The following is a 13,979-nucleotide window of genomic DNA, read 5'->3' on the forward strand; positions in this document are numbered from 1 at the left end:
GACCCACTCGAGCCGCGCGCACAGGCGAAAGGATAAGGGAAACTGCGGAGCAGCGCTGCTTTGGGTCACGCGCCGCGGTGCGCCGGCAGCCGCCGGAATACCACGCAGAAGTTGTTCGCGGGCATCGGAATGGCCGCGTCGAACGCGAAGCCGGCCGCGTCGCCGAGCGCGACGACCGCTTCCAGATCGCGCACGCCCCAGGCCGGATCGCGCTCGCGCAACTGCGCGTCGAAGGCCGCGTTGGAGGGCGCCGTATGCGCGCCCGCGCGCCGGAACGGGCCGTACAGCACCAGCGGGGCGCCCGCGCCGGGCAGCACGCGCGCCGCGCCCGCGAACAGGCCCTCGGCCGCGCGCCACGGCGCGATATGGATCATGTTGCAGCACACGAGCGCGTCCGCGGACGCGAGCGGCCACGACGTCTCGCACACGTCGAGCGCGAGCGGCGCGCGCAGGTTCGACAGCGCCGCCTGCGCCGCCCATGCGGCAACCGACGCGCGCGCGGCCGGATCCGCATCGCTGGGCTGCCAGGCGAGCGTCGGCAGCGCGGCGGCGAAATGCACCGCGTGCTGCCCCGTGCCGCTCGCTATTTCGAGCACGGTGCCATGCGCGGGCAGGATCTCGCGCAGCACCGCGAGGATTGGCTCGCGATTGCGCTCGGCGGCGGGCGACCACTGCCGCGCCGCATCGCCGCCGGCGGGAAGATGAGGGGCGGTCGTCATGGATTCTCCGTGTCGTCGTTCAGCGCCGCGCCGATGCGCTCGGCCAGCGCGGCGAGCATCGCACCGCATGGGGCGTCGACCTTCAGCGCCAGCAGCGGATCGGCACGCGTGCGCCCGAGGTTGAGCGCCGCGATCGGCTTGCGCTGCTGTTCGGCCCAGACGCAGAAGCGATAGCCGGAATACACCATCAGCGACGATCCGACGACCAGCATCGCATCGGCCGACGCGAGCGCATCGGCCGCGGCCGTCACGCGCTCGCGCGGCACGCTTTCGCCGAAAAACACCACGGCGGGCTTCAGCATGCCGCCGCATCGCGTACACGCCGGCACATGGAACGTGTCGAGCGCCGCCCATTCGAGGTGCGCGTCGCCGTCGGCGGCGGGTTCGGCCTCCGCCTCCAGCAGCGCCGGATTGTCGGCTTCCAGTTGCAGCTGGATCGCTGCCCGCGCGTGGTGCGCGCCGCAGGCGAGACAGGTCACGCCGTCGATTCCGCCGTGCAGCTCGATCACGTCGCGGCTGCCCGCGCGTTGATGCAGGCCATCGACGTTCTGCGTGACGAGCCGCGCGATCCGCCCGGTGTCGGCGAGCGCCGCCAGCGCGCGATGCGAGGCATTCGGCCGCGCACGGCCGACCACCGGCCAGCCCAGCATGCTGCGCGCCCAATAGCGCCGCCGCGCGTGTTCGGAGCCGAGAAATTCCTGCAGCTGGATCGGTTGCGAGCGCATCCATCGGCCTTCGCCGTCGCGATAGCCGGGAATGCCGGATTCGGTGCTGATGCCCGCGCCACTCAGCACGAACAGGCGCGGATGACGCTCGACGAACGCATGCAGCGCGTCGAGCGACTCGGCATCGGGGACGGCGCGCGCCGCATCGGCGACGCGCGGTAAAGCAGGATCGGTCATGGCAACGAGGGTTCGTCCGGCAGGATCAGCCGCTCCGGAACGTGCGCGGCCTTCCTGCGTGCCGCCACATAATACAGAAGCCCGGGCACGACGAGGCCGATGATCCACGAGATATCGGTGCCGCCCAGACGCTCGACGAGCGCGCCGGTGTAGAAATGCGTCGACAGGAACGGCATCTGCACCAGCACGCCGATCACGTAGATCGCCACCCCGGGCACGTTCCAGCGCCCATAGCGTCCATTCGGATCGTACAGCGCCGGCACGTCGTAGCGCTCCTTCGTCACGCAGTAGAAATCAACCAGGTTGATCGCGCTCCACGGCGTGAAGAACGCGAGCAGGAACAGGATGAACGCGGAAAACTCCTTGAGGAACGCATGGCGGCCCGCGAGCGCGAGCCATGCGACCGCCACCACCATCGTCAGCACATAGGCCATGCGCGCGCGCAGCGAGATCTGGTTGCGGCCGGAGAAGCCCGTCGCGATCGTCGCGATCGACATCACGCTGCCGTACGCGTTGAGCGTCGTGATCGTCAGCTTGCCGAACGCGATCGCGAAATAAAGCGCGGCCGCCGCCGCGCCGCTCGCGCCGAGGCTCACGATGAAGCGCACCTCATGGCCGGCGAACTGCTGCCCGGCGAGCGCCGCCGCGAAGACGCCGAACACCATCGACGCCTGCGCGCCGAGCACCGAGCCGAGCCCGACCGCCCAGAACGTGCGGCGCGGGGGCGTCGTGCGCGGCAGGTAGCGCGAATAATCGGCGACGTAGGGGCCGTAGGCGATCTGCCACGACGCGGACAGCGACACCGCGAGCAGGAAGTTCGGCAGCGTGAACGCGCGGATCGCAAGCAGCGCGCCGATATCGTGACCGGACAGCAGGCGCGTGAACATGTAGACGAACGCCACGACGCCGACCAGGCTCGACACGCGGCCGAGCGCATGGATCATCCGATAGCCGAACACCGCGAGCACCACGACGACCGAGATGAACGCGAGAATGCCCGCCGCGTCGTCGATGCCGAACAGCTGGGCAAGCGCCTGCCCCGCGAGCACGGTGCCGCTCGCGGAGAAGCCGACGTACATCAGGCACACCAGCACGAGCGGGATCACCGCGCCGTACACGCCGAACTGCACGCGGCTCGAGATCATCTGCGGCAGGCCGAGCTGCGGCCCCTGCGCGCCGTGCAGCGCCATCACCGCGCCGCCCAGCAGCTGGCCCAATGCAAGGCCGATCAGCGACCAGAACACATCGCCGCCCAAGACGACCGCGAGCGCGCCCGTGACGATCGCCGTGATCTGAAGATTCGCGCCGAGCCACAGCGTGAACTGGCTCGACAGCCTGCCATGACGCTCGTGGTCCGGAATGTAATCGATGGTGCGGCGCTCGCGCAGCGGGCGGCGGGTCGGAGCGGGAGAATTGGGCATGGCGTCGAGTGGGTAGTGGCAACGGTTCCGGACACCACCCTAATCGCGTCAAATTGTATAGACAACCGAAATGACGTCCGGGTTTACGCTCGTGGTTGGTTCAGCCCCGACACGAGGGCGACTGCGCATGCGCGCCGGATCGCAACCCGCATGGATTCTCAAAAAATTGTGGCAATGCAGCCGACTGGCACGCCGAATGACAGGCGCTTCGGTCAGCGAGGAACGGGCGACGCGTTCGGAACATACGGACTTCGCGATGCGGCGAATGGGAAATGCATGTGCCTCATATAAGTGCCGACAGCATGCAAATCCGCCCGCGGGGAAGCCATCGCGAAGTCAACAAATGTTAGCGAAGCCTGTAGCCGGCAAGGTGCGTCTATACTCCGGCATCGCCGTGACGCGATGCACATATCAAATATTATTTCCCTGACGAATTTCGTTCCGTTGCAGTTGCGCAAGCGCACTGACGCTGGGCATATGCCCGCATACGCGCGAGATGCCGCGAGTGGAAATCCTTATATCGATGCAATTTATTATGCGTAAAGCAAAACACTTCCTGATGATCGGGTTTGCGATGTTCGTTGCAAGCTCAAGTGTCGCCTGGGCTTTTTCGCCGCTGTCCAAAAGCGAGGCCGGGCGAGTCGTCAAAAATTTCTGCGGGAAAATTGTCACTGCGAAATCAGCAATGGATTCCGCTGATCCGCCTGGAATCTATCGACAGGTCCTGACCTCGGAAGCAGCGGATCTATACAGTCGCGCAGTGGCCAGAAGCGCAGCGGTACAGGCTGCGACTGGCGGCAAACCCGAAATGGGAGACCAAGTCTGGACAAGCGTATCCGATGCAGCGTCCACCTGCTTGTTGGGATCGGTTTCCGGCACGCGGAGTCATCCTGAAGTCGAGATCCGTTATGTCTTGGTTGGCGATACCAGGCCAAGCGTGACCAATGTGCTCGTTTTAAAGAAAGAGCTCGGCGAGTGGAAAATCGATGACATCCGCTACGACAATAGTGGCACGTCGGGGCTGCGGTACAGGCTGGTACGGGCGATTTCAGAGCCGATATCCGTGTCACGGCAACCAATGAAGCAATAAGATCGGAACCTTACCGGGTACGTCTTAGAACAGGTGCGTCTCCTGCATACGCTGCGAATTCGGGGCGGCAGATCACGCCGTCTCGACTTCGATGGAAGCCATGCGATACGAAGTTGCACCTTCAGCGGTGACGCGATCGACTACAGGGCCGAGGTCGGTGGCATACAGGATCGCAACAGTCAGTGGTCGGCGATCAGATAGGACTGAAAACATATATTCGGCCCGCGATACGCCGGTGGTGTGCCGGCGTTCATTCCGTCTGGCCGGCATGGACACACAGACACTTTCGCATTTAATTGCGAAGGAAATATCCGGGCCTGACGGAGACGACGTCCGATCGCCGTGGGTTCGCAACGCCCTGCGATCAGGGCCGCCCGCTATTCCTACCTTGCCCTGAAACCACACATTTCGGCGCCGCCGGCCCACCTTCCGCATTGCACGACCATGCCATCCGTCCGTGCCGATTTGCCCAGGCGAGTCATGCCGGATTTCGTTTGACATGATCCCTCTATTTCTTTTTCGATTCGCAAACGATTTCCTCTATTTATCGCCTTTGACACCGACTGTATCGCCGCTATACTTCGCCACGCATCCCTTCCTCGTGCCAAAGGATTTGATGCCAGAAGGCCCCGGTCGCAAAAGCGGTCGGGGCCTTCGCCCTGTGGCCGCGTGACTGCGCGGCGCATCGCGCGGCGCGCCGACCATGCAGGCCCCGCGATCCGCCCGATACGGATTCGGACGCGCGCCGCGATGCGCGTTCGCCCGGCCGCGAATCCGCGCTAGCATGACGCTTTCGCCACCGCGCCCCACCGACGAGCCATCCGTGCTGTTCGACCCCGCCCGCCACGAACCGCTGATCGACGCCGCCTGGGATCCGACAGCGGCCATCGACCTGATCCGGCACATCGTCGCCGATACCGAGGCGCGCTTCGACGCGCAAGCCTATTGGCCCGTCCATCCGCTCGACGCGGATCCGGGCGACGATACGCCCAGCCTCACGCCGCTCTATCACGGCGCATGCGGAACGAGTTGGGCGCTCGGCCATTTCGCCGCGCGGGGCATCGGCGCGACCCGCGCGACCGAGGGCGCACATCTCGCGACACTGCTCGCGCGCAATCGCACCTGGCTTTCAGCCGAACCCGACGCACCGGCGGCGTCGTACCTGATGGGCGACACGCCGATTCTGATGCTCGAGTACGCGCACCGCCCCCGCCCTGAACTCGCGGACCAGCTGGCGGTGCTGATCGCATCGAATCACGCGCATCCCACGCGCGAACTGATGTGGGGTGCGCCCGGCACGCTGCTCGCGGCGCGCTTCCTGCATGCGCGCACCGGCGAAGCGCGCTGGGCCGAACTGTTCAGGCAAGGGGCGGACGCGCTGTGGGATGTGCTGCAATGGTGCCCCGAACACGCGTGCCATTACTGGGTGCACGAGTTGTATGGACGCCGCGCGAGCTATCTCGGCGGTGCGCATGGCTTCGTCGCGACGGCCGTACCGCTGATCGCCGGACGCCGTCTGCTGGGCGACGAGCGCTGGCGGCGCTGGGAAGCCTGCATCGTGAACACCGTGCAGCGCGCGGCGCGCATCGAGGACGGGCACGCGAACTGGCCCGTCCGCCTTCACGCGCAGCCGGGTGCGGCAACGCCCTGGATGATGCAGTTCTGCCACGGCGCGCCGGGATTCGTGATCTGCCTCGCCCGGATGCCCGGCGATGCGCTCGATCCGCTGCTGCAGGCCGCGGGTGAAGCGATCTGGGCGGCCGGACCGCTGACGAAGGGCTCGAATCTGTGCCACGGCACGGGCGGCAACGGCTATGCGTTTCTCGCGCTTCATCGGCGAACGGGCGATCCGATGTGGCTGGCGCGTGCGCGCGCCTTCGCGATGCACGGGATCGCGCAGACCCGCGCGGCCGAGCGCAAGTATGGTCAGTTGCGCTACGCATTATGGACGGGCGACCCCGGCTTCGCCGTCTATCTGTGGGATTGCCTGCACGGCACCGCGTCGTTTCCGACGCTCGACGTGTTCTGGTAAAGGGCCGCGCGATGCCGCACTCTCAGCAGCGGGCCGGCGATTGGAGTTAGACTATTTCGCATGGACACATGCCGTTACTGCAACAAGATTCGCGACGAATGGGACTGCCATGGCGAAGCCTGCCGGCGCGCGATCGCCCGCGCGGTCGAACGGCAGCGCGCGGGGCTGCCGATGGTGCCGCAGGTCATCCGCAACGAAGTCCCTCCCAACGCCACCACCACCGAGGTGATCGTCGTATTGTCGCGCCAACGGCTGCGCGCGCGGCGCGGCAACGAGGAACGACGGGAGCGGAAGGAAGCGGAGGATGGCGGGATGGAGCGCTGATCCCTGCGCCGGGCCCGACCGTGAAATAGGTTCCAAATGGGCCCCGCACGAGCGGCGGCCGCCGCGCCGAAAAAAAACTCCGTCATCGAAGTACATGACGGAGTCAGCAGTGCAAGGCACGAGGATTGTGTAACCTTGCGAGGTGCATGGTCAGGGAGGCGGGCTGTGCCCGCAATGCCTCCGACGGGGATATGTAGGCCAGCACACATATCGTCGCTGCGCAGGTGCCGCCCACCCGCCGAAATCGCCTGGCATCGCCCCTCGGCCGCGCCCTGTTCAGGCCGTCCGGATGACATCGGGGAATTCAGGCCTCGCCCGCACAAACAAGGCCGTCGGCATGGGCGATACACACATCCGTGTGCGCACCATGCTCGCGGTGTTGCGCCGCGGCATCAGCGGCATCCCGGCGTGTCCGCACGAATGGCGCAGACATATCCCTGCAGCGCCCTCAGTTTGTCGATCTGTTCGTCGTCGTCGCCGGCGACCCCGAAAACGCGCTCCGCAACCGTTCGGTCGAGGTCAGCGTAGGCGGCGGTGTCATCGCCCATGCCGGCGGCGCCGGCAGCGCGACTGCCGGGCACGCCGTCGCGAGCGGTTGAGCAGGCCGAGACGGCGATGCGCAACCGCTCAGCGCCAGTATCGAGCCCAGCACGATAGTTCCGATTGTCGAGTTCATGGGTCATGCGTTCCTGCGTGAGTTGCGCATCGACGGTCGCGACTTGCTTCGCGGCGGCGTCTCGCGCTGTGACCGCGCGCTGCTCGTTGATCAGCGCGGCCTGATTGAGCGTATTCAGCTCGCTTGCGTGACGACGCGCGTCGTCGGCGCGCGCCGCCTGTTCCTGCGCCAGCCGGCGCGCGCCGCTCTGATGCGCGAGCCCCGCGCCGAGCGCCGCGCCGAGACAGGCGACAAGCAGGTAGCGCCAGATAGGCGCGAGAAGGTTCATGGGGGAGCCAGGATGGTGAAGGAAGGGGGTGCGCGCACGCCGTCGATTTCGTGCGGCGCGCGTTCATTGCGCCGAGCCGGGCAATGGGTATCCGCTCGAATAGCGGCAGACAGCCAAGCGCCGGTCAGTGCGCGCGCCAGTTCGCCCCATTGCAATAGGCCGGCACGGACATCGCGCCGCCGCCTGTCAACGTATTGTCGTAAGTGGGCGATGCCGCGTCGGAAACGGCATACACGAGCCCTCTCGACGCGCCGTTGCATGCGGGCAATGCCGCAACGGTCGTCACCGGCAGTCGAATCCCGCCGTTGGTCACGACCCGGCCCGATCCCTTCGGCGCCAACACGACGTCGACGTCGTTGGCCGCGCCATTCGCGGACAAGGTTGGCGCCGCGAATGCGCTGCTGCCGACAGCAAGCCACGATGTACCGCCCACGCCGAACACCTGAAACTCGATATTCGAGAATGCATGCGACGTGAAGCTCGCGGTGCTCGCGCCCTGGACGTCGAATGCGAGCCCCACCGACGCATCGGCGCCGCGCGCCGCGATCGAGGGAGAATAGCCGCGTGCACCGCCCTGCTGATACAGATAGTTGACGTTATTGCTGTTCTGGTCGATGCGAACGGCTTGATTCACCAAGGCCCCGCCCAGGCTCAACGTACCGGGGCCGCCGATCGACGCATTCGGATACAAGCCGATCAAAGGGGCAATCGTTCCAGCCGGATTCTCACCGACCGAGAGGAACATCGGGCGATAACGCCCCTGGCCGGCATAGAGCGTCTGCAGCCACGCGCCGTCAGGACGGAGCGTCAATGCCACGTTCTCCTCGTTCGCGCCCATCAGCCCTTGCAGGCGCAGCGTGGCCAGTTCGTCGTTGATGTTCGCGTACTGCTGCAGGGTCGCGTTCGTCAGCGTGCCTGCGTCGACGCCGAGCGTCAGGCTGACCGGGCTCCGGAAAGTCGCCGGATACGCGATTCCGTTGATGTAGACCATCCCCTTGTCGAAGACCGAGGTAAACGGCTGGCCGCCGACGTAGGTGACCGAGGTGCCGTTGACGTTGACCGTGGACGTCGTCGACGTCGCGACGAAGTAGTAGGTCTCGTCCTCGGTCGCGGCAAAGGTCACCGGGCCGCCGGTCGCGGTCTGCACCGTCAGGTGGGATGGATCGAGAACCGACGCGACCTTGTAGCGCGTCCCGTCCAGATAGAAGTACGGCAAGCCGGCCCACGACGGATTGAATGCCGCGCCGTTTTGCAGCGTCACCTGGTTGGTTCCGCTTTGCGTGCGCGCAATGCCCTGCGCGCCGTGCGTGTAGATCTGCCATTCGGTCGGGTTGTCGGTGATCTGGCTTTGCACGACGTTCCAGTTCGCGTGAAACTGGCTTTGCCAGTATGTGCCGGGCTGGTCGGGCCAGCCTTGCAGGGTGGTTTGCACGCTGGGGCCAGAGATGCTCGCGGTCGCGGACAGCGTGGAAACCGCGAGATTCTGGTCGGCGTGGGAAATTGGCGCTTGAGTCAGGGCGATGCTGAACAACGCGGCTATCAACCAATCTTTCATTTGTAGGATTCCACATTTATATCATTTGAATGCACTGGCAATTTCACGATCTACTGCCGTCAACCCGACGACACTGCGAACACACGCGTCGCCGCTTCGCTCAAAGATCGCGCTCGCACAATGCGCGCTCGTCCGCGCGACGCCTCACCAGCCCGGGCAACACACGCCCGTTGGCCGTCACCCATTGCGGCTGACCGCTGTCGGATTGGTTCAATGCGCGGCAGGCCCCACGCCAGTCCCCTGTATTGAAACGCTTGGCCGACGTGCTCGCGCAATACGCCGATACGCCGACGTTGTAGGCGAAACTGACTGCAGCCGCGAGCTGATACGTGTGTCCTTTCAGGGCGGGCGTGCAACGCAACACCGGTTCGGCGTGCGCGATCAGTTGACGCTCGAGCGACTCACGGCATTCGGCGTCGCTGTATCGTCGACCGACCACGACGTTCGTCGTGTCGCCCATGCATTTCGTGGGAATCCCGACCGGGTCGAGATAACCGACCAGTCGAATGCCTTCGTGCTGTGGAACCGTGGAAAAAAGAAGGGCTGCAGTCGCAGCCCCCACTATGCTCACCAGTGTCTTGCTCGGCCTGTCAGCCATCGGCGAACTCCCGCTTTCCTTTATTCTTGATCAGGTAGCCCGCCTGCAGGCCGATATAACCCAGTGTCGCCAACGCGACATACCAGTTGATGTCGTGGCTCGTCAGCCACAGCCAGAAATTGCTGCCCACGGCAGGCGCAGCCTTAACGGCACTTGCAATGATTTCGCTCTTCATCGCGCCCTCGAAAAGAAACCGCCACCCGAAGGTGGCGAAGATGAACAATCGGTCATTCCTGTTCGACGTGAATCGGGCGGGAAGCACGGCCCGTCCGCCGCCGATAGCGGCGGCATGACGACCTTCATCTCGATCTCCTACGCCCTTCCCTGCACAGCAAGATCCGCTTCGATCCCTTGGTCGTTCATGCACCGTCGGATATTCGTGCCGCTGCGTTTCAAGAAAACACGCGCGCCGAGCGCTCGGAGCACACCCGGCATCGCCGAATCAACCAATCGGCACAGGTTCGGTCACTCCCACGTGATTCCAAGCACCGACGCGACGTCGGCGCGCTGCGCATCGACCTCGCTCATCAACGCAGCGAGTCTGGACTGGCAGGCATTGACCCAAATCGCGAAGCCGGCCATCACGCCTTGGGCCTGCGTCTGCGTATGCGCGACCAATGCCCATTTTCCAGCGGAATCCTCGCAGTAGAGCAAGCCGCCCATCGCGTATTGCGCCACGGCCGACTGATTCAGCTGGTCGGTCAGCGCACTCGGATAGGTGTGCACGCTGCCGAGCGCCGACGACGCGAATCCGGATGTGATCGCCGTCTGGCAGGCCGCGTAAAGCGCCGCGGTTTTCGCGCTGCGTGCTTCGGCGAGCGTCACGACGGGCGCGACGTAAGGATTGACCTTCACTTCGCCCGAGGCGATCGCCGCTTCCAGCATTGAGTAGGCATCGGGTGTTGCGACCGGATGAATGTGATACGGGAGGTTGTTGAAGGTGGTGACGTAGCCATCCGTCGCGGGCGACGCGGACGAGGCGGTAACGGTAGGGCCGAAGCCCAGTTGCGCGAACGTGATCGAATCCTGCTTCATAGTCGTGGTCTCCATCATGCGATTCTCCAGCAAAAGCCAACGCTAGCGGACGCCGTGAAAGGCCCCGCCACATTCGAACCTCCCGCTGCGATCCCCGAGAAGCTGTAACCTGCATTCGAACACCAGTACGCCCACGCGCCGCCGCTGGGCAGCGTGAAATAGCAGTTCGCGCCACCGCCCGTCGTCATGATGTTCGTCCACTGGCCGACGCCTCCCAGGTTGCTTGGGCGGACACCTGATCCAATTCCGGCGGACCCGCCAATGCCGTTGTAGGAGAAACCGTCGCAACAGAGCATCGCCGTCGAGTTCGGCGGCAAGACGATCGACCGGGTGCTTCCGTATGAGGTATTGAAGTTACCCGCATTGAGCGTGAGGTTGCCGGGACTGGAGTTGTAGAAAGCAAGGCACATCCCGCCGTTGCCAACGGCACTCGGCAGCGTGATCGTGAATCCACCGGCGTTTCCGGTCGGCGGCTGAAACAGGTAGCCAAATTCACTGCTCGAAATCGTATAGTCGCCGGACACGGCCACGATGCCTCGATAGCTTCCCGCCTGACCGAACTGCATCGCATGGCCAAGCTGGCGCGCCGCGCCGACAAAGATCGGCGCGGCATTCGGGCCCACGCCGAGCGCGGCAAGATCAGCTTCTTGCGAATAGAGCGATGGCTGATTTCCAAGTTCGACCTTCATGCGGCCAAACCCGACCGAACCCGCCACGCCCGATGGCGAGCCATTCACATATCGATGGACGAGGGCGCGAACGCATCCTGCGGGGGGTGATGCCGGTGGCGCTGAGGTATGTCCAACCCGAGCCCCCCGCCAACGTATCGGATGCGCAGATCGTGCCAAGCGACGCTCCCGACGCGCTCACGCCCTCGATGCGAAACTGAGCCGTACCGCCGCTCATCCCAGACGTATAGACCACGCTGGAAATCGTCACCGGGATACCCGCGCTCAGTGGAAATTGGACGGACGCGTCATCGACCGGAGAACCCGATAACGCCAACGCATTCGCAAAATATGTGTCGTTGTTCGGCGACGCCATTGCCGAAAAAAATATTCGACGTCCATCCGGCATTGCCAAACTCGGCGGAGCCGTTGAACAGCAGATTCGCCCCGTTTACGCCATTCAGCTTCTTCGCGCTGTTCACCCCAACCGCGTTCACCGCTGCCGGCACCGCTGTTTTCAGGTTCGCGAGCAACGTCTCCGTCGTACCGTCGTCGAGCGCATCGCGGCCGGAACAGTCAGCGATGAATTGCGCCAGTACCGCCGTCATGATCGAGCTCTGTCGCCAAACCTTGTTCAGCTGCCTGGATTGAGCAAGCCCGGACTGGAATCCGGAAACGCGGGCAGGGAGTGCAGCATACGTCGACTGATCGACCACGCTGGCTGACAGTCCTCCGCCAAAAACGAGAAATTCGTTGTTTTGCATAATTAAATTCACCTAGATTGATCCGGACGGGCCACGGACACCGACCATGCAGATACAGATAGCCGGCTGCTATCGATCGCGACCGCATGGCGCCTACCCTTCCCGCGTATTTCGAATGCACTAAGAAGCCGAACGGCCCACCTCACCCTCATATAGATCGGCATCCTCAACGAATTCCATCAGACTGATACCGGATCTGGAAGAATCATCGACCGTTCAGGATAGGCGGCGTAGAACGCGGCGTAGCGCTCATCTCGCGCCTCGATCGAGCCCTGATGCGGGAAAGTTTCGATCGGCTGCGGCGACGTGAAGAATGCGATGATCTCCCGTTCGTCAGCATCGCGAAACGCAACAAGCAAAGATCCCATTGATCCTCTCCTTAGAACGTATACCCCGTGCCGATATAGGTGAACCCCAATGAAGCAGGCGTTCCCAAGAACCGATACCAAAGGAAAATGGTTTGAGGCGTGAGGATCGGTACATTGACAAACTGTGCCGAGCTGCCGGTCGACGCCACGTTCGACGTCAAGCTCCCGCTGCCGATCGCATCCCCTGCCATGCTGATGTTGAATACGCCCGCGCTGTCGTTCCCCGCTGTCGCGTATCCCCGGAATGTCTTTGCGTTCCTCGGGCACAGTCCGGAGCAATCGACGGCGTGCCACTGCGGCCCGCCGTCCACCGCCACGCCCAGGATTCCCACGGGAGGCACCCAGACAGCGCGATCCAGTTGCCGGAACGGGAGAAATTGCCCATTTGCATTGGTCCGCACTACGCTGACCAGCGAGGATGCGGTATAGCCCGGCGGCAGGTTGACGCCCGAGTAGACCTCAGGCGCCAACGTCCGGGTTACGTCCGTGGCCAACAAGGCCTGCCGTGCGTTCGCCGGGTTATAGATCGCGTAGAGCGCGACATAGCCCGATGCCGGCGCGCTGCCCATATCCATCCCGCCCAGCCCTGTCGTGGCAAGATTGATCGTCTGATTGAAGTTCGCGAGCTTGTAGCCGAAGCCGCCGAGGGCAGTCCCGACGACGATTTCATCGGCCGTCATGGCTGCGGACACACTCGGCGAAACGACGGACATCGTCAGATTCCGAACCGACCCGACGACCGGCATCGGGGCCGCGGCAATACTCGCCTCCTGCGAGTAGAGCGATGGGGTGTTGCCACGCTCGATCTTGATTCGGCGGAAACCAAGCCCGAACGGCCGCACGTTGGGGGAAGTGTCGACGCCCCGGCGTACGACGACTTGAGCCGTCCCCGTCGGCGTAACGCCGCTTACGTTCGCGAAGGTCCATGACGAACCATTCGATACCGTCGCAGGTCCGGCGAAAACGCCGAGCGATGCGCCGCCCGACGTGAACGCTTCAAGCATCACATAGGCGCGACCTGCACTCACGCCCCCCGTGGTCATCTCGCCTGAAACCGTCATCGGGACGCCGGCACCGCACATAACGACTGCAGACACGTCCTCGGTCGCCACGGAGACTGCTGCCGTGTTCAGGAAAATCGTCCCTCCACCTTTCGCATCGGCGACGGAAGGGAAATTGCTGCTGCCCCATCCCACGTTGCCGAACTCCCCCGACCCGTTGAAGAGCAGGTTCGCCGCATTCGCGCCGTTGATCTTCTGCGATGAATTCACGCCGGCGTCATTCACCGCCGCCGGAACGGCTTGCTTCAGGTTCGCAAGCAGCGCCTGCGTCGTGCCGTCGTCGCGCGCATCCTTGCCGGTGCAGTCCGCAATGAATTGAGCCAGCACCGCCGCCATGATCGAACTCTGCCGCCACACCTTGTTCGCCTGCGCCGATTTCGCGATCCCGATCGAGAACCCGCCCGCGCGCGCATCCATCGCGGAATAGCTCGCCTGATCGATCACATTGGCCGCGCCATTCCCGCCGAACACGAGAAAATCATTGTTTGCCATTTGTCT

Annotated in this window: 15 protein-coding genes; 3 read left to right on the top strand and 12 right to left on the bottom strand. The window is 64.2% G+C overall.

The genetic code is table 11. From position 1 onward, the window contains the following. Window positions 1-65: 65 nt before the first annotated feature. Genes Bsp3421_RS13940 through Bsp3421_RS13950 form a run of 3 tightly spaced genes read right to left on the bottom strand, consistent with a single transcriptional unit; the run spans window position 66 to window position 3,042 of the window. The gene (locus tag Bsp3421_RS13940) at window positions 66-719 is read right to left on the bottom strand and encodes a DUF938 domain-containing protein (protein WP_273996522.1); all 654 of its coding nucleotides are present in this window, start codon (window positions 717-719) and stop codon (window positions 66-68) included. Beyond that, window positions 716-1,621 carry an NAD-dependent protein deacetylase gene (locus tag Bsp3421_RS13945; RefSeq protein WP_273996524.1) on the bottom strand — a complete coding sequence of 302 codons (906 nt, stop codon included), beginning with the start codon at window positions 1,619-1,621 and terminating at the stop codon, window positions 716-718. The genes Bsp3421_RS13940 and Bsp3421_RS13945 overlap by 4 nt, the downstream gene beginning before the upstream one ends. Further along, a complete protein-coding gene (locus Bsp3421_RS13950) occupies window positions 1,618-3,042 on the bottom strand; it encodes a purine-cytosine permease family protein (protein ID WP_273996525.1) in 1,425 nt (474 codons plus the stop codon). The genes Bsp3421_RS13945 and Bsp3421_RS13950 overlap by 4 nt, the downstream gene beginning before the upstream one ends. A 523-nt stretch (window positions 3,043-3,565) precedes the next feature. Here Bsp3421_RS13950 and Bsp3421_RS13955 point away from each other — a divergent pair. From Bsp3421_RS13955 to Bsp3421_RS13965, 3 genes are all read left to right on the top strand, one after another. Next, a complete protein-coding gene (locus tag Bsp3421_RS13955; RefSeq protein WP_273996526.1) occupies window positions 3,566-4,132 on the top strand; it encodes a hypothetical protein in 567 nt (188 codons plus the stop codon). A gap of 823 nt (window positions 4,133-4,955) precedes the next feature. Further along, on the top strand, window positions 4,956-6,164 hold the full coding sequence (locus tag Bsp3421_RS13960) for a lanthionine synthetase C family protein (protein WP_273996527.1): 1,209 nt from the start codon (window positions 4,956-4,958) through the stop codon (window positions 6,162-6,164). A 60-nt stretch (window positions 6,165-6,224) separates the two neighbouring features. Next, on the top strand, window positions 6,225-6,488 hold the full coding sequence (locus tag Bsp3421_RS13965) for a hypothetical protein (RefSeq protein ID WP_273996528.1): 264 nt from the start codon (window positions 6,225-6,227) through the stop codon (window positions 6,486-6,488). A gap of 392 nt (window positions 6,489-6,880) precedes the next feature. Here Bsp3421_RS13965 and Bsp3421_RS13970 read toward each other — a convergent pair whose 3' ends face one another. From Bsp3421_RS13970 to Bsp3421_RS14010, 9 genes are all read right to left on the bottom strand, one after another. Next, entirely contained in the window at window positions 6,881-7,432 is a 552-nt protein-coding gene (locus Bsp3421_RS13970) for a lysis system i-spanin subunit Rz (protein WP_273996529.1), read from the bottom strand. 124 nt (window positions 7,433-7,556) lie between these two features. Next, window positions 7,557-8,987, bottom strand: coding sequence for a hypothetical protein (locus tag Bsp3421_RS13975; RefSeq protein WP_273996530.1), 1,431 nt, complete (start codon window positions 8,985-8,987; stop codon window positions 7,557-7,559). Window positions 8,988-9,087: 100 nt separating this feature from the next. Continuing rightward, on the bottom strand, window positions 9,088-9,585 hold the full coding sequence (locus Bsp3421_RS13980; RefSeq protein WP_273996531.1) for a lysozyme: 498 nt from the start codon (window positions 9,583-9,585) through the stop codon (window positions 9,088-9,090). Continuing rightward, entirely contained in the window at window positions 9,578-9,808 is a 231-nt protein-coding gene (locus Bsp3421_RS13985) for a hypothetical protein (protein WP_273996532.1), read from the bottom strand. The genes Bsp3421_RS13980 and Bsp3421_RS13985 overlap by 8 nt, the downstream gene beginning before the upstream one ends. Before the next feature lie 242 nt (window positions 9,809-10,050). Further along, window positions 10,051-10,635 (bottom strand): hypothetical protein, encoded by a 585-nt coding sequence (locus Bsp3421_RS13990; RefSeq protein WP_273996533.1) that lies wholly within the window; start codon window positions 10,633-10,635, stop codon window positions 10,051-10,053. Next, complete coding sequence (locus Bsp3421_RS13995) at window positions 10,635-11,309, bottom strand: hypothetical protein (RefSeq protein ID WP_273996534.1); 675 nt, start codon at window positions 11,307-11,309, stop codon at window positions 10,635-10,637. The genes Bsp3421_RS13990 and Bsp3421_RS13995 overlap by 1 nt, the downstream gene beginning before the upstream one ends. Before the next feature lie 287 nt (window positions 11,310-11,596). After that, window positions 11,597-12,052, bottom strand: a complete 456-nt coding sequence (locus Bsp3421_RS14000) for a hypothetical protein (RefSeq protein WP_273996535.1) — start codon at window positions 12,050-12,052, stop codon at window positions 11,597-11,599. Between the two features lie 179 nt (window positions 12,053-12,231). Continuing rightward, window positions 12,232-12,420, bottom strand: a complete 189-nt coding sequence (locus Bsp3421_RS14005) for a hypothetical protein (protein ID WP_273996536.1) — start codon at window positions 12,418-12,420, stop codon at window positions 12,232-12,234. A gap of 11 nt (window positions 12,421-12,431) precedes the next feature. Further along, window positions 12,432-13,973: a hypothetical protein gene (locus tag Bsp3421_RS14010; protein ID WP_273996537.1), complete on the bottom strand. Its 1,542-nt coding sequence runs from the start codon at window positions 13,971-13,973 to the stop codon at window positions 12,432-12,434. Between the last annotated feature and the right edge of the window lie 6 nt (window positions 13,974-13,979).

Origin of the sequence: Burkholderia sp. FERM BP-3421, from assembly GCF_028657905.1 — a bacterium.
Lineage (GTDB): Bacteria > Pseudomonadota > Gammaproteobacteria > Burkholderiales > Burkholderiaceae > Burkholderia.